Here is a 23521-nt window from a genome sequence, read left to right on the forward strand (position 1 = left end):
CGAACCGTAAGTATGGATCTGCCGTTCCCGGCTCGCTCCGAGGCGTTCTCCGACTGCCCCAGAGCTGGCTACCCGCACATGGGAGCCATTTCCCCCGCGCGCCCCCGCCCGTGCACCCATGCGCCCGACAGCAGGATCGATGCTCCTCCCCCGCCCTCGCGTGCGCCCGTAACCGGCGGTGGTGGCGGGAGTTGAGGTCTGCGTGGAAGAGACCATCGGAGTCACGTCAGCCGCGCAGATCCCGAAGCAGCGCGGAGAAACCTTGCAGGACACGGCCGTGCGATACGCGGAGGAGCGGCACTGGGACGTCTTCGCCGGTACGTGGCTGGAATATTCCGACGGCATGGAGCGGTGCTCGTGCGGCGAGGCCGACTGCGACGCGCCCGGCGCACACCCCGGGCGCGAGGACTGGGCGGCGCAGGCCACCGGCAGCGCCACCGTGGCCCGGCGTCTGTGGCAGAAGCATCCCAAGGCGTCGATCCTGCTGCCCACCGGGCGGACGTTCGACGCGATCGACGTGCCGGAGACCGCCGGGTTCCTCGCGCTCGCCCGGATGGAGCGGATGGAGCTGACGCTCGGCCCCGTGACCCGCACGCCGGACCGGCGCATGCAGTTCTTCGTGCTGCCCGGCGCCGCGGCCAAGAACCCCGGCCTCGTCCGCGAGCTGGGCTGGCCGCCCGCCGGCATCGACCTGACCACGCTCGGCGAGGGCACCTACGTGGCCGCTCCCCCCACCCGCTTCGGCGCGTCCGGCGCGGTCCAGTGGGCCTGCCGCCCGACCGCCGCCAACCGCTGGCTGCCCGACTCCGAGGAGATCATCTCCCCGCTGGCGTACGCGTGCGGCAGAGAAGCACGCCGCTGAGACCCTGAACGCGCTGAGACCCTGGCCTCGCGGGGGAACCCTGACCTCGCGAGGACGGTGGCCGACGTATCGTGCGGGAACGGCGACAGCGGCGAAGGGTGGCACGGTGACCGAGGCGGCGGCGGTACGCGTGACGGGGCTCTGGAAGCGCTTCGGCGAGCAGGTGGCCGTCGCCGGGATCGACTTGGTCCTGCCCGCGGGCAAGTTCATCGGTCTCGTCGGGCCCAACGGCGCGGGCAAGACCACCACGCTCTCCATGGTCACCGGTCTGCTCAGACCCGATCAGGGCACCGTCGAGGTCGTCGGCCACGACGTCTGGCGCGACCCCGTGCAGGTCAAGGCCCGCATCGGCGTCCTCCCCGAGGGCCTGCGCCTCTTCGAGCGGCTCTCGGGGCGCGAACTCCTCGCGTACACCGGCAGGTTGCGCGGGCTGCCCGGCGCCGAGGTCGACAAGCGCGCCACCCAGCTCCTGGACGTGCTCGACCTCGCGGGCGCCCAGCACAAGCTCGTCGTCGACTACTCCACCGGCATGCGCAAGAAGATCGGCCTGGCGGCGGCGCTGCTCCACAACCCCGAAGTGCTGTTCCTCGACGAGCCGTTCGAGGGCGTCGACCCCGTGTCGGCCCAGACGATCCGCGGCGTCCTTGAGCGCTACACCGCATCCGGTGCCACCGTCGTCTTCTCCTCGCACGTCATGGAGCTCGTCGAGTCGCTCTGCGACTGGGTCGCCGTCATGGCCGCGGGCCGCATCCGCGCGCAGGGCACCCTCGCCGAGGTGCGCGGCACGGAGACCTCGCTGCAACGGGCATTCCTCGAACTCGTCGGCGCCGGAAGCCGTGACGCGGGCTCCGACCTGGACTGGCTGGGCGGCGGGCCCCGATGACCGCCGCCCCCTCCGACGCCACCGCCGCCTCCGGCACCAGCGCGGGCGGCCCCGCGATCACCTCCGTCTTCGTACGCCTGAAGCTGTCCCTGCTGCGCAACGGGCTGCGGCAGTCGGCCGGGCGCCGGGCCGCCTACATCGCCTCGATGGCCGCCGCCCTGCTCGTCGCGGCACTCCAGTTCCTCGGCCTTGTCCTGCTGCGCGGCGACCCGCACGCCGCCACCGTCTGCGTCCTCCTCGTCGGCGTGCTCGCCCTCGGCTGGGCGGTCATGCCGCTGTTCTTCCCCAGCGGCGACGAGACGCTCGACCCCACCCGCCTGGTGATGCTGCCGCTGCGGCCACGCCCCCTCGTACGGGCGCTGCTCGTCGCGTCGCTCGTGGGCGTCGGCCCGCTGTTCACGCTCTGCCTGGCCGCCGGTGCGGCGATCGCGCTCGCGCACGGCGTGGCGGCGGCCGTGACGGGCGTGCTCGCGACCGCCCTCACCCTGCTCCTCTGCGTGGCCATCGCCCGGGCCGTGGCCGCCGCCAACATCCGCCTCCTCACCAGCCGCAAGGGCCGTGACCTCGCGGTCCTCAGCGGCCTGGTCATCGCCGTCGGGGCGCAGGTCGTCAACTTCGGGGCGCAGCGGCTCGGCTCGTCCGGCCTGGGCACCCTGGACCCCGCGGCCGACGTGGTGCGCTGGCTCCCGCCGGCCGCGGCGCTCGGCGCGGTGGACTCGGTGAGCGAGGGCGCGTACGTCACCGGGGTGGCCCAGCTCGCCCTGTCCGCCGCGGCCCTGGTGGGCCTCCTCGCGCTCTGGCGGCGCAGCCTGACCCGGCTCATGACGACGCCGGACGGCTCGACCCTGGCGGCCGCCGGACCGGAGAGGGGCACGTCCCGCTCCTCCGGCGCCCTGGGCGCGCTCCTGCCCGCCGGGCGCACCGGCACCGTCATGGAGCGCAGCCTGCGCTACGTGTGGCGCGATCCGAAGACCAAGGCCGCCTGGGTGACCTCCCTGGCCATCGGCCTGATCGTGCCGGTGTTCAACGCGTTGCAGGGCACGGGCTCCGTCTACTTCGCGTGCTTCGCGGCGGGGATGCTTGGCGTCCTGATGTACAACCAGTTCGGCCAGGACACCTCGGCGTTCTGGATGGTGGCGATGACCATCTCCGCCACCCGCGACGCCTACGTGGAGCTGCGCGGCCGGTCCCTGGCCCTGCTGCTCATCACGGTGCCGTACGCGGTGCTCGTCTGCGTCCTCACCACGGCGATGCTCGGCGACTGGGCCGCCCTGCCGGAGGTCGTCGGCCTCTCCTTCGCGCTGCTCGGCGCGATGCTGGCCACGGGCGCCTGGACGTCGGCCCGCTTCCCGTACTCGATCCCGCAGGAGGGCTACAAGAACGTGGCGCCCGGGCAGGCGGGCCTCGCCTGGATCTCGATCTTCGGCGGCATGGTCGCCGCGGCGCTGATCTGCGCCCCGGTCCTCGCGCTCACCATCTGGCTGCACGCCGCGGGCGCGGCCGACCGGAGCTGGGTGCTGCTACCGGTGGGGGCGGTCTACGGCTACGGGATCACCGAGCTCGGCATCCGGATGGCGGCGCCCCGGGTCGCCGGGCGGCTGCCGGAGATCCTCTCGGCGGTGAGCAAGGGCTGAGAGCGGCCCGCCCCTGTCCGGCTCCGCCCCGGTGGGTCCCGTGAACGCAGGCGACCCGCGGGCCATGGTCCCTCCACCGGAAGGATCCGGGTGGAGGAAGCCGGCCGGACGTACCGGCGGCCCGCGGGTCGGGTGACTGCTCTGGACTGGGCCGGCCGCACGCTCGACTCACGCGCTGGTCCGGCACCGCACTGGGTGTGGTGACGGGCCGCTAGCCCGCAGCCACCTCTCGCGTCCGCAATGAAATCACTGCAGCAACACCTCCTTCCTCGAGTGCTCCACACCTTAGGAACGTGCCTCGGGGACCTCAAGCGGTTTTTCTTCGGGGTACGGTTTCCGTCCAACTTCCGGGAACCTGCTGTGGGGTGCGTCACGTTCGAGTTGAATGATCTGACGTGCGGTACTGGCAGCTCATGAGGACGAGGACACGGCCTGCAGGGGGTTCCGGGTGAGTGCTTCGCGGCGGAGCGGAACTACTGACGAACTGGGTCCCGAAGAGCCCGGGCCGGGCGGAGCCGAACTGCTCGCGGCGCTGCTCGACGGGATGGACGCGGCGCTCTGCGCGTTCGACGCCGAGGGCGTGGTGACGCACTGGAACCGCGAGGCCGAGCGCATCCTCGGCTGGTCGGCGGCGGAGGCCGTGGGGCAGCGGGGCTTCTCCGGGTGGGCCGTGCGCGCCGCGGACGCCGCGGAGGTCGAGGGGCGGCTGCTGTCCGTGATGGACGCGCCGGGGCGGCAGGTGCACGAGTTCGCCCTCGTGACCAAGGACGGCGGGCGGGTCCTCGTCCGCATGCAGTCCGCCGCCGTGCGGGGCGGGGACGGGAAGGCCGCGGGCGTCTACTGCGCCTTCAGCGAGGTCCACGCCCAGATCGACCTGGAACGCTCCATCGCGCTGAGCGAGGCGCTCCTGGAAACGGCCTCCTGGGGCGTCGTCATCGTCGACGCGGACCTGCGGCCCGCCGTCGTGAACGAACACGCGGCCCGTGCGCTCGGAGTGGGGCGTACGGCGGTTCTCGGGCGGCCCCTCGCGGATCTCCTCGGGCACGGTGTCGAGGAGCTGGAGAGCGCGCTGACCCATGTCCTCGCCGAGGGGGCGCCGCCCGCCCCCGCCGAGCTGTGGGTGTCGGTGCGGACCGGTGAGGGGGAGGGCTTCGAGCGGCGGTGCTGGCGCAGCGGCTTCGTGCGGCTCGCCTCGCCGCTGACGGAGGAGCCCGTGCCACTCGGGGTCGGCTGGCTCTTCCAGGACGTCACGGAGGCCAGGCAGAGCGCTCAGGAGGCCTCGCAGCTCCGGTTCCGCTCGCAGCAGCTGCACCGGGCCGCCCGCGCCGCCGGGGAGTGCGAGGACCCCACGGAGGCGGCCACGGTTCAGCTCGACTTCGCGCTGGCCGGGTTCGCCGACCATGCGCTGGTGGATCTCGTGGCGGGCGGGGAGCCGGTCCGTCTGGTCCGGGTCGCCGCGACGCCCGGCGGGGCGCCGGGGCCCTGCCTTCCGGTGGCCATGGCGGGGATTCCGGTGCGGTATCCGGAGGGGCATCCCGCGCCGCAGTGCGTGGAGCGGGCCGGGTCCGTGCGGGCCAGCGCGGGGTCGGCCGCGCCGGAGCGGGCGCGGGCCTGGGCCGTCGCGCGGCAGTGGCCGGAGGACTCGGTGCACGCGCTGTGCGCGGTGTTGCGGAGCCGGGGGCGGACGCTGGGGGTCGTGACGTTCCTGCGGGCGGCGGGGCGGGGGGCCTTCGAGCTCCTGGACGCGACGTACGCGGAGAGCGTGGCGGGCAGGGTGGCCGCCTCCCTGGACCTGGCGGCCACCGCCACGCCGTAGCCCTCGCTCCGAGGGTGCCGGGGGCCGGGGGCCGCGCCGGCGGATCAGTGCCGGTAGAAGATCCGCTCCCCGTACTCCTGGAAGATCCGGCCGTTCCAGTCGTGGCCCCCGTCCACGTTCCCGGAGCGGAGCAGCGGCGGCTGGACGCCCCGCTCGGCGAGGCGCTCGATCGTGGCGGCGATCATGGCCTGCATCAGCGCGCCCGTGACGACGCTGGACGCGGACCCGAACGGCGCGTCGACCCCGTCGAGCGACAGCTCCGCGTCCCCCACGGCGATCTTGGAGTCGACCACGACGTCGCAGTGGTCCAGCAGGAAGGTGCCGGAGACGTGCCGCGAACGGGTCTCGGAGGCGTAGGCCACGGAGGTCACGCCGATGACCTTGAGGCCGAGCGCGCGGGCGTTCATCGCCATCTCCACCGGCAGCGAGTTCCGCCCCGAGAGGGAGACGATCACCAGGGCGTCGCCGGGCTTGGCGGGGCTGGAGTCCAGGACGGCTCCCGCGAGGCCGTCGACCCGCTCCAGGGCGGAGCCGAGGGTCGCGGGCATCACGTCGACGCCGACCACGCCGGGCACGGCGAGGAGGTTCATGAGGGCGAGCCCGCCCGCGCGGTAGACGACGTCCTGCGCGGCGAGGGAGGAGTGCCCCGCGCCGAAGGCGAAGAGGCGCCCGCCGGACTGGACCGCGTCGGCGAGCAGGGTGCCTGCCTCGGCGATGTTCCCGGACTCCTCGTCGCGGACGCGCTGCAACAGGCCGATGGCGGCGTCGAAGTACTGACCGGCTGTTTTGCTCTCGCTCTTCGAGCTCATTCGGATCACGTTGAGGTCTGGACCAGTGCCCTGTCAACACTGCCGTCGGGCGGTACGGGGCCGGTTTTCCCACGGCGCGGCACGGTTGTCGGTGGTATGCGTCAGAATTGAGGGCAGGGCCAGCGCACGAGCGAATTCTGAGGGGCACCCATGTCGGGGCTGATTGACACCACTGAGATGTATTTGCGCACCATCCTCGAATTGGAGGAGGAAGGTGTGGTCCCCATGCGCGCCCGGATTGCCGAGCGGCTCGACCAGAGCGGACCGACGGTGAGCCAGACCGTGGCGCGCATGGAGCGCGACGGCCTGGTGGCGGTCGCCAGCGACCGCCACCTGGAGCTCACCGAGGAGGGCCGCCGTCTGGCCACCCGTGTGATGCGCAAGCACCGCCTGGCGGAGTGCCTGCTCGTCGATGTGATCGGGCTCGAATGGGAGCAGGTGCACGCCGAGGCGTGCCGTTGGGAGCACGTGATGAGCGAGGCGGTGGAGCGCCGCGTCCTGGAGCTCCTGCGCCACCCCACCGAGTCTCCGTACGGAAACCCGATCCCGGGCCTGGAGGAGCTGGGCGAGAAGGACGGCGCGGATCCGTTCCTGGACGAGGGCATGGTCTCCCTGACCGAGCTCGACCCGGGCGCCGAGGGCAAGACGGTCGTCGTGCGCCGCATCGGCGAGCCGATCCAGACGGACGCCCAGCTGATGTACACGCTGCGGCGGGCCGGCGTGCAGCCGGGCTCCGTGGTGAGCGTGACGGAGTCGGCGGGCGGCGTGCTCGTGGGCAGCAGCGGTGAGGCCGCGGAGCTGTCCTCCGAGGTCGCTTCGCACGTCTTCGTCGCCAAGCGCTGAGGCGGGCACGGACCGCCGAGGAGACTGAGGTCAACTTCCCCCGCCGAAGAGAAAGTTGATGACGGCGAGCGGGCTCCGCGAAATCTCGCGGAGTCCAAGATTCAGTGTGCGGAATTGCAGCGCACGCGCGTTTTGCGTGCGAGGCTGTCGCGAGAGGCATATGACCTGAGGGCTCTTGACCGCGTCGACGCCAGGTCTGGCCGCCCGGCCGGAGAGGGGGCAGGAGGATGTGCCCGTCTGGTGAACGCGGGGACCCCCGCGGCGAGCACGAGCGTCCGCGTGATGAGTACGGACGCCCGCACGGTGAGCGTGAGCAGGGACGTCGCCGTGGTGCGGCGGGCACGTGGCGGACGCCGGGCGCACAAAGTGATGGCCCCGGCGCCTCGCGGCGCCGGGGCCTGTCCTCCCCTGTGCTGACCCGGAGCCCCGAGCTCTCAGGGTCATTCCCTTCGGACCGGTTTCCCCGAGCGGCCCGTCCCCCGAGGAAGATCTCCCCTCGGCGGCGCCGGTCAATCCTTGAGCGTGGTCACCCGAACGAGGGGTGTTATCAGCGATCCGCCCGTTTTCGAAAGGGAGTTCGATAGCGTGCGGTGGTGTGGGGCAGGACCAGACGGGGATCCCGACAGAATCTAGGGGGGTGCCAGGAATCATGGTGCGGCGCATCGACGTGAGGGGTGCAGGTGGCGTACGCCTCGCCGCCTGGGAGTTCGCCGACCCTCCCAAGCTCAGGGAGGCCGAGCGGTCACCGGGCGGCGTGCTCTTGCTGCACGGCCTGATGGGCCGCGCCTCGCACTGGGCGGACACCGCCCGCTGGCTCTCCGAGCGGCACCGCGCGGTCGCCCTCGACCAGCGGGGCCACGGCCGCAGCGAGAAGCCGGCGGAGGGGCCCTTCACCCGTGAGGCCTACGTGGACGACGCCGAGGCCGCCCTCGAACAGCTGGGCCTCGCGCCCGCCGTGATCATCGGCCACTCCATGGGCGCCCTCACCGGCTGGCAGCTCGCCGCGCGCCGCCCCGACCTCGTCCGGGGGCTGATCATCTGCGACATGCGGGCCTCCGCGCTCGGCGCGGCCTCGCAGCGGGAGTGGGAGGACTGGTTCAAGTCCTGGCCCGTCCCCTTCGCCACGCTCGCCGACGTCCGCAAGTGGTTCGGCGAGGACGACCCGTGGGTCGAGCGCCCCAACCCCGCGCGCGGCGAGTTCTTCACCGAGGTGATGGCCGAGGGACCCGACGGCTGGCGTCCCGTCTTCGACCGCGCCCAGATGCTGAAGTCCCGCGAGACGTGGGTGCACGACGCGCACTGGGAGGAGCTGATCCAGGTCCGCTGCCCCACGCTCGTCGTCCGGGGGCTCTACGGCGACCTGGGCCGGGCCGAGTCCCAGGAGATGGTCCGCGTCCTGCCTCGCGGGGAGTACGCGGAGGTCGTGGACGCCGGGCACCTCGTCCACTACGACCGGCCGGACGCCTGGCGCGCGGCGATCGAACCGTTCCTGGACGGGGTCCTGACCGGTTAGCCCGCGGCCCGTGGCCGGCCGGCGGGGCCGTCACGGGCTCAGGCGGTCCACCTGCCAGGCACCGCTTCCCGCCGCTCGGGCGTACCGCAGCCGGTCGTGGAGGCGGTTGCTCCGGCCCTGCCAGAACTCCACCGTCCGCGGGGTCACGCGGAAGCCGCCCCAGTTCGGCGGGGCCGGGACCTGTTCGCCCTCGGGGTAGCGGGCCGCCAAGTCGGCGTAGGCGCGGTCCAGTTCCTCGCGGGAGATCAGTACGGAGGACTGGGCGCTGGCCCAGGCGCCGAGCTGGGAGCCGTGCGGGCGGGTGCGGAAGTAGGCGACCGTCTCGTCGCGGCCCACGCGCGTCGCCGTGCCGGAGACGATGACCTGGCGGGCCATGGGGTGCCAGGGGAAGAGCAGCGAGACGTACGGATTGGCGGCCAGCTCGTGGGCCTTGCGGGAGGCGTAGTTGGTGAAGAAGACGAAGCCCCGCTCGTCGAAGCCCTTCAGGAGGACCGTGCGGGAGCTCGGCCTGCCCTCGGCGTCGGCCGTGGAGACGACCATGGCGTTCGGCTCGTGCACCAGGCCCGTCTCGCGCGCCGCCTCCTTGAACCAGAGGGCGAACTGGTCCATGGGATCGGCCGGGAGCTCGGCCTCGGCGAGCCCCGCGGTGACGTACTGCTCGCGCATGCCGGCCGGCTCGGGCAGGGGTTCGGACGATGAGGCGCTGGAGTCGGTCACACCGCCATCCTGCCGTATGCCTCCGGGCGCCCGGCGGCCGCGCCCGCCGGCAGAGGTGACGTGTGGCACTGAGTGCCGCATCTCATCGCCAAAGGTGGCACCAAGGGATATCGTCCTGCTGCCGAACCGGTTGGGTGACCACCAGCCTCACTGGGCATCACCGGGGTGAACGTTCCGGACCGCGAGTCGCCGGACGCGCCGCACTTGGGTGCGTCGGACCGTGTAACCGGGCCGCGATCGCCTGTTGTGACCGATGGTCATGAGCTGTCCCCTGATCTCACGCGAACACCATCACGTCGAAAACCATCACGCCGAACCCATCACGTCGAACCCATCACGAGGAGCCGCCTGATGTCCGATTTCGTACCCGGACTTGAAGGAGTCATCGCGTTCGAGACGGAGATCGCCGAACCGGACAAGGAAGGTGGCGCGCTGCGCTACCGCGGCGTCGACATCGAGGACCTGGTCGGCCACGTCTCCTTCGGAAACGTGTGGGGCCTGCTCGTCGACGGCGCCTTCAATCCCGGTCTGCCGCCCGCCGAGCCGTTCCCCATCCCGGTCCACTCCGGGGACATCCGTGTCGACGTACAGTCCGCGCTCGCGATGCTCGCCCCCGTGTGGGGCCTGCGCCCGCTCCTGGACATCGACGAGCGGCAGGCCCGCGAGGACCTGGCGCGCGCCGCCGTCATGGCCCTCTCCTACGTGGCCCAGTCGGCCCGCGGCCAGGGCCTCCCGATGGTGCCGCAGCGCGAGATCGACAAGGCCGAGACGGTCGTCGAGCGGTTCATGAAGCGCTGGCGCGGCGAGCCCGACCCCAAGCACGTCAAGGCCGTCGACGCCTACTGGACCTCGGCCGCCGAGCACGGCATGAACGCCTCCACCTTCACCGCCCGCGTCATCGCCTCCACCGGCGCCGACGTGGCGGCGGCGCTGTCCGGGGCCGTCGGCGCCATGTCGGGCCCCCTGCACGGCGGTGCGCCCTCCCGCGTCCTCGGCATGATCGAGGAGATCGAGCGCACGGGCGACGCGGTGGCGTACGTGAAGGGGGCGCTGGACAAGGGCGAGCGGCTGATGGGCTTCGGGCACCGGGTGTACCGGGCCGAGGACCCCCGCGCTCGGGTGCTCCGCCGCACCGCCCGTGAGCTGGGCGCTCCTCGCTTCGAGGTCGCCGAGGCGCTGGAGAAGGCGGCCCTCGACGAGCTGCACGCGCGGCGGCCCGATCGTGTCCTCGCCACGAACGTGGAGTTCTGGGCGGCGATCGTGCTCGACTTCGCGGAGGTGCCGGCGCACATGTTCACGTCGATGTTCACGTGCGCGAGGACCGCGGGGTGGTCGGCGCACATCCTGGAGCAGAAGCGGACGGGGCGGCTGGTGCGGCCATCGGCCCGGTACATCGGCCCCGGCTCGCGCAACCCCCGCGAGATCGAGGGGTACGGGGACATCGCGGGCTGAGGTCCGGCCTCCGGCGGGACCGGGAGGGGCTCAGCGCAGCGCCCGCTCCACCAGCACCGTCCACTGGGCCACCACCCGGTCCCGCCGCGCCCCGTCGTCCGTGAGGAGGTTCGCGAGGCCCAGGCCGCGGGCCATGTCCAGGAGGCCCTGGATGGTCTCGCGGACGCCGGGGACGGACTCGTCGGCGGCGAGGAGCTCCACCGCGATGCGGTGCGTCTCACGGCCGACGCGGGCCTCGAGATCGGTGACCCGGCCCCCGAGCTGCGGCTCGTTGGACGCGGCCACCCAGAGGTGGAGCGCCGCGCGGAAGAGCGGGCCCGTGTAGAGGTCCACCAGGGCCGCGACGACCGAGGCCCTGTCCTGCGCGGGCAGGGCGCGCAGAGCCGTGGAGCGCCGCTCGGCGACGTACTCGACGGCGGCGGTGAACAGGTCCTCCCGGGTCGGGAAGTGGTGCTGTGCCGCGCCCCGCGAGACGCCCGCCCGCTCGGCGACCGCCGAGACCGTGGAGCCCGCCCAGCCGTGCTCGGCGAGGCAGGACACGGCGGCCTCCAGGAGCCGCTGCCGCGTCGCACGGCTGCGGTCCTGCTTGGGCGAGCGGTCCGCGGCGGTCACAGCACCCATGGGCGCTCCCGTCGTTCGAGGAACGCCGTCATCCCCTCGCGCGCCTCGGCGGAGCCGAAGAGCCGCGCGGTGAGGGCGACGACAGCGTCCGAGTGGTCGTCGAATGCGTCGAGCACCCTAGCCGTGAGCAGCTTCTTCGTCTCGGCCAGGGCGCCCGGTGCGGCCCGCCGCAGCCCGTCGAGCATCGGTTCGAGCGTGGCGTCGACGTCGGACCCGTACGCCGTGACGAGGCCGATCCGTGCCGCCTCGACCGCGTCGAAGCGCTCTCCGGTGAGGCAGTAGCGGGAGGCGGCGCCCGGGTCGACGCGGGGCAGCAGCGTCAGGGAGATCACGGCGGGCGCCACGCCGATGCGGACCTCCGTGAGCGCGAAGGACGCGCCGGGCCCCGCCACCGCCAGGTCGCACGCGCCGAGCAGCCCGAGCCCGCCGGCCCGCACATGGCCGTCCACGCGCGCCACCACCGGTTTGGGCAGCGCCATGATCTGCCGCAGCAGCCGTACGAAGTCGTGCGGTTCGGGCGGCTTCCTCAGGTCGGCGCCCGAGCAGAACGTCGTCCCGGTGTGGGCGAGCAGGACCGCGCGGACGGCGGGGTCCCCGCCGAGGCCGCCGAGCGCCTCGGAGAGGGCTCCCAGCAGGTCGGCGGAGAGCGCGTTGCGGCGCTCGGGGCGGTCGAGGGTGACGGTGACGATGCCGCGTACGGGCGAGGAGACGACCAGGCTCATCAGAAACGCTCCTCAGTACGACTTGGGGAGGCCCAGCGTCCGGTGGGAGACGTAGTTGAGGATCATCTCCCTGCTGACCGGGGCGATCCGTGCCACCCGGGACGCCACGATCAGCGAGGCGAGGCCGAACTCCTTGGTGAGGCCGTTGCCGCCGAGGGTGTGCACGGCCCGGTCGACGGCCTTCACGCAGGCGTCGGCGGCGGCGAGCTTGGCCATGTTGGCGGCCTCGCCCGCGCCCGCGTCGTCCCCGTCGTCGTAGAGGCGGGCGGCCTTCTGCGTCATCAGGCGGGCCAGCTCGATCTCGATGTGGGACTCGGCGAGCGGGTGCGCGATGGCCTGGTGGGCGCCGATGGGGCTCTTCCAGACGCTGCGTTCCTTCGCGTACGTGGTGGCCCGGTCCAGGGCGAAACGGGCCATCCCCAGCGAGAAGGCGGCCGTCATGATGCGCTCGGGGTTCAGGCCCGCGAAGAGCTGGAGGAGCCCCCCGTCCTCTCCCCCGCTGCCGAAAGCTTGGGAGGGGCCCCCGCCGACCAGCGCCCGCGCGGGCAGCCTGACGTCGTCGAGGACCAGCTCGAACTGCTTCTCCGCGGCCTGGAGCTCCATGGGGATCTGACGGCGCTCGAAGCCGGGGGTGTCGCGCGGGACGATGAACAGGCACGGCTTGAGGTTGCCGGTCGTGGTGTCCGACGTGCGGCCGACGATGAGCGTGGCGTCGGCGATGTCGACGCCGGAGATGAACACCTTGCGGCCGGTCAGGAGCCAGTCGCCGGAGTCGGGGTCGCGGCGAGCCGTGGTGGTGATGCGGTGGGAGTTGGAGCCCGCATCGGGTTCGGTGATGCCGAAGGCCATGGTCCGCGAGCCGTCGGCGAGGCCGGGCAGCCAGGCCCGCTTCTGCTCCTCGGTGCCGAACCGGGCGATGACGGTGCCGCAGATCGCGGGCGAGACGACCATCATCAGGAGCGGGCAGCCCGCCGCGCCCAGTTCCTCGAGGACGATGGAGAGTTCGGCGATGCCGCCGCCTCCGCCGCCGTACTCCTCGGGCAGGTTCACGCCCAGGTAGCCGAGCTTGGCGGCGTCCGCCCACAGTTCGTCGGGGTGGCCGCCGTCCTGGACGACGCGCGTCATGTAGTCGCGGCCGTACCGCTTGCCGAGGGCCGCGACGGCGGCGCGCAGGGCCCGGTGCTCTTCGGTTTCGAGGACGGTGCTGCGAGCGGTGCTCATACGGACTCTTCCTCCTGGACGACGGGCTTGGCGACGGCGGGTACGCCGGCCTTGACGACGGCGAGCAGCGCGCCCACCTCGACCTGGCGGCCGGTTTCGGCGTGCAGGGCGGTGAGCGTGCCGGCGGCGGGAGCCGTGATGCGGTGCTCCATCTTCATGGCCTCCAGCCAGATGAGGGGCTGCCCGGCGGCGACCCGCACCCCTTCGGCAAGGCCATCGGCGACGCGTACGACGGTGCCCGGCATCGGCGCGAGCAGGGAGCCGGGATCGCGGCGCGCGGTGGGTTCGGGGAGCAGGGGCAGCGGGGTGAGGACGGTGCGCCCGCGCGAGGACGTCACGTACACCTGGCCCGCCGCGCCCCCGTACCGCGCGACCTCGTACGTCCTGCGTACGCCTTCGGATTCGATGACGACCCGCGTGGCGGTGACGCCGAGCACCCGTACCCCTTCGGCGCGCGGGCCCTCGCGGGTGTGGTCGTAGCGCACCTCGTGCTCGGTGCCGTCGGGTTCGGTGCGCCAGCGCTTGAGGTGCGGCTGCGAGCGGAGGCTGCGCCAGCCGCCGAACCGGGAGCGGCCGTGCGCGTCGGCGAGCGACGCGGCCAGCGCGGCGTGCGGGTCGGCCTCGGGCGCCGCCAGTTCCCCGGCGTGCCGGTCGTAGAAGCCGGTGTCCATGCGCGCCCCGGTGAACTCCGGGTGCCGCAGGGACCGTACGAGCAGGTCGCGGTTGGTGACGGGCCCGTGGATCACGGCCCGCTCCAGGGCGCCCGCGAGGCGGCGCACGGCCTGTTCGCGGGTCGGCGCCTGCGCGACGGCCTTGGCGAGCATCGGGTCGTAGTGCACGCCGATCGTGTCGCCGTCCGCGTACCCGCTGTCCAGGCGGACGCCCGGCACGTCGACGCGGTGCAGGGTTCCGGTCTGCGGGGCCCATCCGGCCGCCGGGTCCTCGGCGTAGAGGCGGGCCTCCACGGCGTGGCCGCGCTCGGGCGGCGGGTCGGCGGCGAGGGCGGTACCTTCGGCGATCCGTATCTGGAGCGCGACCAGGTCGAGGCCGAACACGGCCTCGGTGACGGGGTGTTCCACCTGGAGGCGGGTGTTCATCTCCAGGAAGTGCGCGCGCCCTTCCGCGACGAGGAACTCCACGGTGCCCGCGCCCCGGTAGCCGGTCACGCGCGCCGCATGTACGGCCCGTTCGTGCAGTTCGGCGACGAGTCCGGGGGCGAGCCCCGGCGCGGGAGACTCCTCGATGACCTTCTGGTGCCTGCGCTGGAGCGAGCAGTCGCGGGTGCCGAGCGCCCACACCGTGCCGTGCGCGTCGGCCATGATCTGCACCTCGACGTGGCGTCCGCCCTCGATGTACGGCTCGACGAACACCTCGCCGTCCCCGAAGGCACTGGCCGCCTCCGCCCGCGCGGCCGTCAACGCCCCCTCCAGCTCGGACAGTTCGCGTACGACGCGCATGCCGCGCCCGCCGCCACCGGCCGCCGCCTTCACCAGGACCGGCAGGTCGGCCTCGGTGACCTCGGCGAGGGGTTCGATGCCGAGGAGTTCCTTGGCGCGCGTCTTGGACGCCATCGCCTCGATCGTTTCGGGCGGCGGGCCGATCCAGACCAGGCCCGCGTCGAGGACCGCGCGGGCGAAGCCTGCGTTCTCGGAGAGGAAGCCGTATCCGGGGTGGACGGCGTCGGCGCCCGCGGCCAGCGCGGCCTTCACGATCAGTTCGCCGCGGAGATACGTCTCGGCGGGCGCCGCGCCGGGCAGCCGTACCGCCGCGTCGGCCTCGCGGACGTGCAGGGCGTCCGCGTCGGCGTCGGAGTACACGGCGACCGTGGCGATGCCCAGGTCGCGGCAGGTGCGGAAGACGCGGCAGGCGATCTCGCCGCGGTTGGCCACAAGGACTGACTCGATCATCGTCACTGCCTCACATCCGGAAGACGCCGAAGCCGCCGCGCGCGCCCTCGAAGGGGGCCGTGTGGATCGCGGACAGGCACAGGCCGAGCACGGTGCGGGTGTCCCGCGGATCGATGACCCCGTCGTCGTAGAGCCGCCCGGAGAGGAACATCGGCAGCGACTCGGCCTCGATCTGCCGCTCCACCATCTCCCGCAGCGCGGCGTCGGCCTCGTCGTCGTAGGGCTGCCCCTTCGCCGCCGCCGACTGCCGGGCGACGATGGACAGGACGCCCGCGAGCTGCTGCGGGCCCATGACGGCCGACTTGGCGCTCGGCCAGGCGAAGAGGAAGCGGGGGTCGTAGGCGCGCCCGCACATGCCGTAGTGCCCTGCGCCGTAGGAGGCGCCCATCAGGACGGATAGGTGCGGGACCTTCGAGTTCGAGACGGCGTTGATCATCATGGCGCCGTGTTTGATGATGCCGCCCTGCTCGTACTCCTTGCCGACCATGTACCCGGTGGTGTTGTGCAGGAAGAGCAGCGGGATGTCGCGCTGGTTCGCCAGCTGGATGAACTGCGCGGCCTTCTGCGACTCCGCGCTGAAGAGCACGCCCCGCGCGTTGGCGAGGATGCCGACGGGGTAGCCGTGCAGGGCCGCCCAGCCGGTGACGAGCGACGTCCCGTACAGCGGCTTGAACTCGTCGAAGTCGGAGCCGTCCACGATGCGGGCGATGACCTCGCGCGGGTCGAAGGGCGTCTTCAGGTCGCCGGGCACGATGCCGAGCAGTTCGTCCTCGTCGTACGCGGGCGGCTCCACGGCCGTCGGATCCGGATCGGCGTACGCCTTGCGCCAGTTGAGGCGGGCGACGACCCGGCGGGTCCGGCGCAGCGCGTCGTGTTCGTCTTCGGCGAGGTGGTCGGCGAGGCCTGAGGTGCGGGCGTGCATCTCGGCGCCGCCCAGCGACTCGTCGTCGCTCTCCTCGCCGGTCGCCATCTTCACGAGTGGCGGTCCGCCGAGGAAGACCTTCGCGCGCTCCTTGACCATGATCACGTGGTCGCACATGCCGGGCACGTAGGCGCCGCCCGCCGTGGAGTTGCCGAAGACGACGGCGACGGTGGGGATGCCGGCCGCCGAGGACTGCGTGAGGTGCTTGAAGAGGGCACCTCCGGGGATGAAGATCTCCTTCTGGGAGGGGAGGTCGGCGCCGCCCGACTCCACCAGGTGGATCGAGGGCAGCCGGTTCGCGTGCCCGATCTCGTGGGCGCGGAACGCCTTCTTCAGCGTCCAGGGGTTGGAGGCGCCGCCCCTGACCGTCGGGTCGTTCGCGGTGATCAGGCACTCGACGCCCTCGACGACGCCGATGCCGGTGACCATGGAGGCGCCCACGGGGTAGTCGCTGCCCCAGGCGGCCAGCGGCGACAGCTCCAGGAACGGCGTGTCGGGGTCGAGGAGCAGCTCGATGCGCTCCCGCGCCAGTAGCTTGCCGCGCTCGCGGTGGCGTCGCACGTACTTCTCGCCGCCGCCCTCAAGGGCCTTGGCCTGTTCGGTGGCGAGTGCGGCGAGCCTCTCCAGCATGGCGGCGCGGTGCTCGGCGTACTCGGCGCCCGCCGGGTCGAGCGCGGAGGCGAGGACGGTCATGCCCGCACCTCCGGCGCGCCGGGCGTGGGCGGTCCCTCGGTGCTCCTCGGGCTCACAGCAGTACCTCCGGTATGTCCAGGTGACGGGCGCGCAGCCACTCGCCGAGGCCCTTGGCCTGCGGGTCGAAGCGGGCCCGGGACGCGACGCCCTCGCCGAGCAGGCCCTCGACGACGAAGTTCAGGGCGCGCAGGTTGGGCAGGGCGTGGCGGGTGACCGGCAGGTGGGCCGCCTCGGGGATCAGTTCGCGGAACCGGTCCACCGTCAGTTCGTGGGCCAGCCATCGCCAGGCCGCGTCGGAGCGCACCCATACGCCGACGTTCGCGTCGCCTCCCTTGTCGCCGCTGCGGGCGCCCGCGACGCGGGCGAGGGGGGCGCGGCGGGCCGGTCCCGGGGGCAGGGGCTCGGGCGGTGGCGGCTCTGGCAGGTCCCGCGGTACGAGGGTGTCGGGGCCGGTGGCCACGGGGATGCGCTCCCCGCCGGGCAGCACCGCCACGTGCTCGACGGTGTCCCGGTCCACGTGGGCCGCTTCGAAGACTCCGTAGGGGGCGGCCTTGCCGGGCGGGGCGGTCACGTGGAAGCCGGGGTAGCTGCCGAGGGCCAGCTCGATCACGGCGCCGCTCAGCTCCCTGCCCACGGCGTCGGCGTCGGCGTCGCGCACGACGAGGCGCAGCAGGGCGCTCGCGGTCTCCTCGGTGGCCGCGTCGGCGCGGTCGGTGCGGGACAGCTCCCAGCGGACCTCGGCGGGGCGCGTCTTGGCACGGTCCAGGGCGTCTTCGAGCTGGGCGCGGACCAGGGCGGCCTTGGCCTCGATGTCCGGGCCCGTGAGGACGAGGACGACCTCGTTGCGGAAGCCGCCGAGCCGGTTGAGGCCGACCTTGAGGGTGGGCGGCGGTGCCTCGCCGCGTACGCCCTCGATCCGTACCCGGTCAGGGCCCTCCCGCGTGAGGACGGCCGTGTCGAGCCGGGCGGTGACGTCGGGGCCCGCGTAACGGGCGCCGGCCGTCTCGTAGAGGAGCTGCGCGGTGACCGTGCCGACGTCGACGAAGCCGCCGGTGCCGGGGTGTTTGGTGATGACGGCCGAGCCGTCCTCGTGGATCTCGGCGAGCGGGAAGCCGGGGTGGCGCAGGGACGCCGGGTCGTGCTCGGCGAAGAACGCGTAGTTGCCGCCGGTGGCCTGTGTGCCGCACTCCAGGACGTGCCCGGCGACGACCGCGCCCGCGAGGCGGTCGTACGCGTCCTGGCCCCAGCCGAAGTGTGCGGCCGCCGGGCCGGTGACCAGGGCGGCGTCGGTCACCCGCCCCGTCACGACGACGTCCGCCCCGGCCTCCAGGCAGGCCGTGATGCCGGCGCCGCCGAGGTAGGCGTGGGCCGTGAGGGCGCCGGGGAAGCGGCTGCCGAGGTCGTCGCCCTCGACGTGGGCGACCCTGGCGGGGACGCCGAGCCGCCCCGCGAGGTCCCTGACGGCGTCCGCGAGCCCGGCCGGGTTGAGCCCGCCCGCGTTGGCGACGATCCGCACCCCCCGGTCGTGGGCGATGCCGAGGCACTCCTCCAGTTGCCGCAGGAACGTCTTGGCGTAGCCGCGCGCGGGGTCCTTCAGGCGGTCACGGCCGAGGATGAGCATGGTCAGCTCGGCGAGGTAGTCCCCGGTGAGAACGTCGATCTCACCGCCGTCCAGCATCTCCCGCATGGCGCTGAACCGGTCACCGTAGAAGCCGGAGGCGTTGGCGATACGCAGGGGCGGCCGGGTCATCCGGTGCCGCCCTTCGCCGGGCGTCCCGCGCCCGGTGGGCCCGCGAACGCCTGGGCGATGTCCAGCCAGTGGTCCGCGTCGGGGCCCTTCGCGTGTACCGCCAGGTCGGAGCGGTGGGCGCGGTGGGTCACCAGGAGGCAGAAGTCGAGCGCGGGGCCGCTCACGCGCTGGGGCGCGTCCTCGGGGCCGTACGCCCACGGCTCCCCCGTCACCGGGGACGTGAGCTCGACCCGGAACTCCTCCCGCGGCGGGCTCATCCCCCGTACCGCGAAAGCGAAGTCCCGCGCCCTGACGCCGATCCGCGCCACGTGCCGCAGCCGGTCCGTCGGTACGCGCCGCACGCCGAGCGCGTCCGCCACGTCCTGGCCGTGCGCCCAGGTCTCCATGAGCCGCGCGGTCGCCATGGACGGCACGGCCATGGGCGGCCCGTACCAGGGCAGCCGGGTCCCGGCGGGGGCCTCGGCCAGGGCCCGGCCGAGCGCGGCACGGCCGGTCCGCCAGCGGTCGAGCAGCTCGGCGGGCGGCAGCTTCGCGCCCTCCTCCGCGCCCTCGTCCACGAACGTGTCCGGAGCCGCCGCCGCCTTCTCCGCCTCGGCGGCGAAGGCCTCCGGGTCCGTGGCGGCGAGCAGGGCCGCCCGGTCGGTCCAGGCGAGGTGCGCGATCTGGTGGGCGACCGTCCAGCCGGGCGCGGGCGTGGCGAGCGCCCAGCGCTCACCGCCCAACTCCGCCACCAGCCGGTCCAGTTCCTCGCTCTCGGCACGCAGGTCGTCGAGCACGGACAGGGCATCGGACACGGAACGCTCCCCTCGGGGCACGGCGATGTGCCAGGGAGCATGGCAGCGCCCACAGAAACAAGCAAGCGTGCTTGCATAATTTCCGTGGGCCGACGGGGCCGACGGGGCCGACGGGATGGGCGGGGCGGGCGGCCACCGCGCCCCGCTATTGACCCTGGCCCGCTACTGGCCCTGCCCCGCTATTGGTCCTGGCCCGCCACCGGTCCGACGTCCCGCTTCGCGCCCCCGCGCCCCCGCCCCCGTCCGCGCCCCACCTGCGTACGCACCGCCCCCATGCTCGCCGCGATGACCAGGGCGACCGCCAGCGCCTCCACGGCGGAGAGCGCCTGGCTGAGGATGAGGAACCCGGCGAGCGAGGCGATGGCCGGTTCCAGGCTCATCAGGACCGCGAAGGTGTGCGCGGGCAGCCGTCGCAGCGCCAGGAGCTCAAGGGTGTACGGCAGCACGGACGACATCACGGCGACCACCGCGCCGAGCGCCAGCGTGCCGGGCTGCACGAGCCGCGACCCCGACTCGACGATGCCGAGCGGCAGGAACAGCACCGCGGCGACCACCATCGCCAGGGCGAGCCCGTCGGCCTGCGGGAAGCGCCGCCCGGTGCGCGCGCTGAAGACGATGTACGCCGCCCACATCGCGCCCGCGCCGAGCGCGAAGGCGACGCCCGCCGGGTCGAGGCCGCTGAGCCCGCCCCCGCCGCCGAGCAGGAACACACCGCACAGCGCGAGCCCCGCCCAGATCAGATTGACCGCGCGGCGCGACGCGATGACGGAGAGCGCGAGCGGCCCGAGGACCTCAAGGGTGACGGCGGGGCCCATCGGGATGCGGGCCACGGACTGGTAGAACAGGCCGTTCATCCCGGCCATGGCCACCCCGAAGGCCACAACCGTGCCCCAGTCGGCGCGCGAGTGCCCGCGCAGCTTCGGCCGGCAGATGATCAGCAGCACCAGCGCGGCGAAGGCGAGCCGCAGCGTCACGATGCCGAGCGCCCCGGCCCGCGGCATCACGCTGACGGCCACCGCGCCGCCGAACTGCACCGAGATGCCGCCCGCGAGGACGAGCCCCACCGGGCCGAGACGGGCCCGAAGACTCCCGGGTGCGGCCGCACCCCCCGCCGCCTCCGCGGTCGCCGCGGCGCCCGCGACCTCCGGCTGCTGCGCCACGACGGGGGCCGCCGCCGGTGCCGCCTGGTCGCTGCGCGAGATGTTCACCGCTGAGCCTTCCTGCCTCCGGGCCGCGAGTCCAGCATCCTGGACCATGCCGCTCACGATAATGAACTACGTAAGGATTGTGGAACCGCTTTACTGCTGTACGCAAACCGCGTCCACATGTCGAAGGTACGGCCGCTCACGGCGCGCGGGAAATGCTGATTACCCACCGGTTATGCGTGGCGCGCATGACGCACGCTCACGCCTCACCGAGCCCGTCTCAGAGCCACCTCAGAGCCCCTCCGCCAGGATCTCCGCGAGGTGTCGCGCGCGCACCCCCGCGAGCTGGTGCAGCTGCGTGCGGCAGGAGTACCCGTCGGCCAGGACGACCGCGCCGTCCGGCGCCTCCCGCACCGCGGGCAGCAGTTGTTCCTCCGCACAGGCCGCCGAGACGTCGTGGTGCCCGCGCTCGAACCCGAAGTCTCCCGCGAGCCCGCAGCAGCCGCCGGTCAGCTCGCCCGTCAGGCCCGCCTTCGCCCGCAGCCGCCGCTCCGCCGCGTCGCCGAGGACCGCGTGCTGGTGGCAGTGGGTCTGGCCGGTCGCGGGGCGGTCGACACGGGGCGGTTGCCACGCCGGGGCCAGTTCCTCGACGGCCTGGGCGAAGGTGCGTACGGCGGCGGCGAGGCGGTGCGCGCGCGGGTCGTCGCCGAGCAGTTCGGTCAGGTCCGACCTGAGCGCCGCCGCGCAGCTCGGCTCAAGGACCACCACCGGCACCCCCGCGTCCACCAGCGGAGCCATCCGCTCCAGCGTGCCGCGCAGCACCGCGCGCGCCCGGTCGAGCTGCCCCGTCGACACGTACGTCAGTCCGCAGCACACCCCCGGCGGCGGCAGCTCGACGGCGATCCCCGCGGCCTCCATGACCCGCACGGCGGCCTCGCCGACCTCGGGCGAGAGGTGGTCGGTGAAGGTGTCGGGCCACAGCACGGCACGTGGCCCGGTGGCCGCCTCGGCGCGGTGCCCCGTCCGCCACCACTGCCGGAACGTGCGCGGCGCCACCTCGGGCACAGCCCGCCGCGCGTCGATCCCGCCGAGCCGCTTGCCGAGCGCCGCGAGCGGCCGTACGCGCGCCAGAGCATTCACCACCCGCGCGGTGCGCGTCACCGCGACGGTCCGCAGCCAGCGCGGCAGCCACCCCATCGAGTAGTGCGCGGCGGGCCTGCGCCGCCCTTCGTAGTGGTGGTGCAGGAACTCCGCCTTGTACGTGGCCATGTCGACGCCCACCGGGCAGTCCGAACGGCAGCCCTTGCAGGACAGGCAGAGGTCCAGGGCGTCCCTGACCTCCGTGGAGCGCCATCCGTCCGTCACCACCTCGCCCGCGAGCATCTCGTGCAGCAGGTGCGCGCGGCCCCGCGTCGAGTGCTCCTCCTCGCCCGTCACCCGGAACGAGGGGCACATGACGTCCGTGGGTGAGCCCGGCGCCGCCGTACGGCACTTCGCGACCCCCACGCACCGCCTGACCGCCGCGGAGAAGTCGCCGCCGTCGTGCGGGTAGCCGAAGGCGACGTCGACCGGTTCGCGCGGCAGCGGCGCGAACCGCAGGCCGGCGTCGAGGGGCGCGGGCCGTACCAGCATCCCGGGGTTCAGCAGCCCTTGCGGGTCCCAGAGGTCCTTGACGCGCTCGAAGAGGCCGACGAGTTCACTCCCGTACATCTTCGGCAGGAGTTCCGCGCGGGCCTGCCCGTCGCCGTGCTCGCCGGAGAGGGAGCCGCCGTGCGCGACGACGACGTCCGCGACCTCCTCGGAGAAGCGGCGGAACCGGGCCACGCCCTCGCGGCTGAGCAGATCGAAGTCCACGCGTACGTGGATGCAGCCGTCCCCGAAGTGGCCGTACGGGGTGCCGCGCAGGCCGTGCTCGGCGAGCAGCGCGCGGAAGTCGCGGAGGTAGGCGCCGAGCCGGGCGGGCGGCACCGCGCAGTCCTCCCAGCCGGGCCAGGCCTCTCCGCCGGGCGAGCCGTCCGCCTCGTCCGGCATGCGCGTGGCCGTGCCGCTCGCGTCCTCGCGCACGCGCCACAGGGCCCGCTGCCGCGCCGGATCGTCGACGACCACGGCGTCCAGCGCGTCGGCCGCCCGTACGAGGTCCCCGGCACGCGCGCGTGCCTCGGCCGGGCTCGCGCCGCCCGTCTCCACGAACAGCCAGGCGCCGCCCCTCGGCAGGCCGCCCGCGCCGCGCACGAGGTCGGCCGCCATGCCTTCGACGGTCAGCGGCCCGTACGGCAGGAGCCCGGGTGCCGCCTCGGCCGCCGCGCTCTCGTCGGCGTAGCCGAGCACGGCGAGGGCGCGGGCGCGGGGCGTCTCGACCAGGCGCAGGGTCGCTTCGGTGAGGATGCCGAGGGTGCCCTCCGAGCCGCAGAACGCGCGCGCGAGGTCGGGGCCGCGCTCCGGGAGCAGGGCGTCGAGGGCGTAGCCGGAGATGCGGCGCGGCAGGTCGGGGTAGCCGGTGCGCAGGAGCTTCAGGTGGTTCTCGACGAGCGTCCGCAGGCCGTCGGGCGCGCCCTGCCAGCTCTGGCCGAGCCGGTGGGTGTCGCCCCGGCTGCCGATGACGGACAGTTCACGGACGTTGTCGGCGGTCGTGCCGTACGCCACCGAGTGGGAGCCGCAGGAGTTGTTGCCCACCATGCCGCCGAGCGTGCAGCGGTTGTGCGTCGACGGGTCGGGGCCGAAGGTGAGGCCGTGCGGGGCGGCGGCGGCGCGCAGGTCGTCCAGGACGACTCCCGGCTGCACCACGGCCGTTCGCGCCTCCGGGTCCAGGGAGACGATCCGCCGCAGGTGCCGGGTGAAGTCGAGTACGACGCCGGTGCCCGTCGCCTGGCCCGCGATCGAGGTGCCCGCGCCGCGCGCCACCACCGGCGTCTTCCGCTCCCGGCAGACCGCGAGCACGGCCGCCACGTCGTCGGCGTCGCGCGGTGCCACCACGGCGGCGGGTACGCGGCGGTAGTTGGAGGCGTCCATGGTGTGCAGGGCCCGCGCGGTGACGGAGAGGTCGACGTCACCACGTACGGCCGCCCGAAGGTCGCGCTCGAGGCCCGGGCCTTCCGGGGCGTCACGTCGGGTTCCCTGACGCTTGCTCATACGGTCGCTCATGCGGTCGCTCATAGGGCCAGGATGCCCCCGCGGGGGCCCCTGGCGGCCACCCCGCCGGAGCCGCTATGTCATGATC

General features: G+C 73.6%; 18 protein-coding genes. 7 read left to right on the forward strand and 11 right to left on the reverse strand.

The features are described 5' to 3' along the window. Positions 1-202 precede the first annotated feature (202 nt). The 4 genes from ACZ6JY_RS14265 to ACZ6JY_RS14280 all read left to right on the forward strand — a co-directional run bounded on the left by ACZ6JY_RS14265 (position 203) and on the right by ACZ6JY_RS14280 (position 5195). Positions 203-862: a bifunctional DNA primase/polymerase gene (locus tag ACZ6JY_RS14265; protein WP_469195712.1), complete on the forward strand. Its 660-nt coding sequence runs from the start codon at positions 203-205 to the stop codon at positions 860-862. Between the two features lie 106 nt (positions 863-968). After that, positions 969-1745 (forward strand): ABC transporter ATP-binding protein, encoded by a 777-nt coding sequence (locus ACZ6JY_RS14270; RefSeq protein ID WP_469195714.1) that lies wholly within the window; start codon positions 969-971, stop codon positions 1743-1745. Further along, positions 1742-3379 carry a transporter gene (locus ACZ6JY_RS14275; protein WP_469195715.1) on the forward strand — a complete coding sequence of 546 codons (1638 nt, stop codon included), beginning with the start codon at positions 1742-1744 and terminating at the stop codon, positions 3377-3379. The genes ACZ6JY_RS14270 and ACZ6JY_RS14275 overlap by 4 nt, the downstream gene beginning before the upstream one ends. Positions 3380-3827: 448 nt before the next feature. Further along, positions 3828-5195, forward strand: a complete 1368-nt coding sequence (locus ACZ6JY_RS14280) for a PAS domain-containing protein (protein WP_469195717.1) — start codon at positions 3828-3830, stop codon at positions 5193-5195. A gap of 44 nt (positions 5196-5239) precedes the next feature. Here ACZ6JY_RS14280 and ACZ6JY_RS14285 read toward each other — a convergent pair whose 3' ends face one another. Next, positions 5240-6004 carry an SIS domain-containing protein gene (locus ACZ6JY_RS14285; protein WP_469195719.1) on the reverse strand — a complete coding sequence of 255 codons (765 nt, stop codon included), beginning with the start codon at positions 6002-6004 and terminating at the stop codon, positions 5240-5242. 150 nt (positions 6005-6154) lie between these two features. Between ACZ6JY_RS14285 and ACZ6JY_RS14290 the strand changes: the two genes are divergently transcribed. Both ACZ6JY_RS14290 and ACZ6JY_RS14295 read left to right on the forward strand, forming a co-directional pair. Next, complete coding sequence (locus ACZ6JY_RS14290) at positions 6155-6847, forward strand: metal-dependent transcriptional regulator (protein ID WP_062776393.1); 693 nt, start codon at positions 6155-6157, stop codon at positions 6845-6847. Between the two features lie 649 nt (positions 6848-7496). After that, positions 7497-8360 (forward strand): alpha/beta fold hydrolase, encoded by an 864-nt coding sequence (locus ACZ6JY_RS14295; RefSeq protein ID WP_469196142.1) that lies wholly within the window; start codon positions 7497-7499, stop codon positions 8358-8360. Positions 8361-8390: 30 nt separating this feature from the next. Here ACZ6JY_RS14295 and pdxH read toward each other — a convergent pair whose 3' ends face one another. Further along, positions 8391-9026, reverse strand: coding sequence for a pyridoxamine 5'-phosphate oxidase (gene pdxH / locus ACZ6JY_RS14300; RefSeq protein WP_469196144.1), 636 nt, complete (start codon positions 9024-9026; stop codon positions 8391-8393). A 402-nt stretch (positions 9027-9428) separates the two neighbouring features. Here pdxH and ACZ6JY_RS14305 point away from each other — a divergent pair, with 402 nt between their 5' ends. Further along, entirely contained in the window at positions 9429-10529 is a 1101-nt protein-coding gene (locus ACZ6JY_RS14305; RefSeq protein WP_469195721.1) for a citrate synthase 2, read from the forward strand. Positions 10530-10559: 30 nt separating this feature from the next. On the opposite strand, the gene ACZ6JY_RS14310 is transcribed toward ACZ6JY_RS14305, so the two are convergent. The 9 genes from ACZ6JY_RS14310 to ACZ6JY_RS14350 form a co-directional block, all read right to left on the reverse strand. Beyond that, positions 10560-11150 carry a TetR/AcrR family transcriptional regulator gene (locus tag ACZ6JY_RS14310; RefSeq protein ID WP_469195723.1) on the reverse strand — a complete coding sequence of 197 codons (591 nt, stop codon included), beginning with the start codon at positions 11148-11150 and terminating at the stop codon, positions 10560-10562. Next, the gene (locus tag ACZ6JY_RS14315; protein WP_469195725.1) at positions 11138-11872 is read right to left on the reverse strand and encodes an enoyl-CoA hydratase family protein; all 735 of its coding nucleotides are present in this window, start codon (positions 11870-11872) and stop codon (positions 11138-11140) included. Before ACZ6JY_RS14315 ends, ACZ6JY_RS14310 begins: the two co-directional genes overlap by 13 nt. 12 nt (positions 11873-11884) lie before the next feature. Continuing rightward, positions 11885-13093 carry an acyl-CoA dehydrogenase family protein gene (locus ACZ6JY_RS14320; protein WP_469195727.1) on the reverse strand — a complete coding sequence of 403 codons (1209 nt, stop codon included), beginning with the start codon at positions 13091-13093 and terminating at the stop codon, positions 11885-11887. After that, positions 13090-15000 carry an acetyl/propionyl/methylcrotonyl-CoA carboxylase subunit alpha gene (locus ACZ6JY_RS14325; RefSeq protein ID WP_469195729.1) on the reverse strand — a complete coding sequence of 637 codons (1911 nt, stop codon included), beginning with the start codon at positions 14998-15000 and terminating at the stop codon, positions 13090-13092. The genes ACZ6JY_RS14320 and ACZ6JY_RS14325 overlap by 4 nt, the downstream gene beginning before the upstream one ends. A gap of 10 nt (positions 15001-15010) precedes the next feature. Next, positions 15011-16615, reverse strand: a complete 1605-nt coding sequence (locus ACZ6JY_RS14330) for an acyl-CoA carboxylase subunit beta (protein ID WP_469195731.1) — start codon at positions 16613-16615, stop codon at positions 15011-15013. Positions 16616-16667: 52 nt separating this feature from the next. Continuing rightward, positions 16668-18365, reverse strand: coding sequence for an acyclic terpene utilization AtuA family protein (locus tag ACZ6JY_RS14335; RefSeq protein WP_469195733.1), 1698 nt, complete (start codon positions 18363-18365; stop codon positions 16668-16670). Continuing rightward, a complete protein-coding gene (locus tag ACZ6JY_RS14340; protein ID WP_469195735.1) occupies positions 18362-19159 on the reverse strand; it encodes a TIGR03084 family metal-binding protein in 798 nt (265 codons plus the stop codon). The genes ACZ6JY_RS14335 and ACZ6JY_RS14340 overlap by 4 nt, the downstream gene beginning before the upstream one ends. A 179-nt stretch (positions 19160-19338) precedes the next feature. After that, positions 19339-20415, reverse strand: a complete 1077-nt coding sequence (locus ACZ6JY_RS14345; RefSeq protein WP_469195737.1) for an EamA family transporter — start codon at positions 20413-20415, stop codon at positions 19339-19341. A gap of 180 nt (positions 20416-20595) precedes the next feature. Next, a complete protein-coding gene (locus ACZ6JY_RS14350) occupies positions 20596-23433 on the reverse strand; it encodes an FAD-binding and (Fe-S)-binding domain-containing protein (protein ID WP_469195739.1) in 2838 nt (945 codons plus the stop codon). Between the last annotated feature and the right edge of the window lie 88 nt (positions 23434-23521).

It is taken from the genome of Streptomyces sp. NPDC046335 (assembly GCF_055587985.1).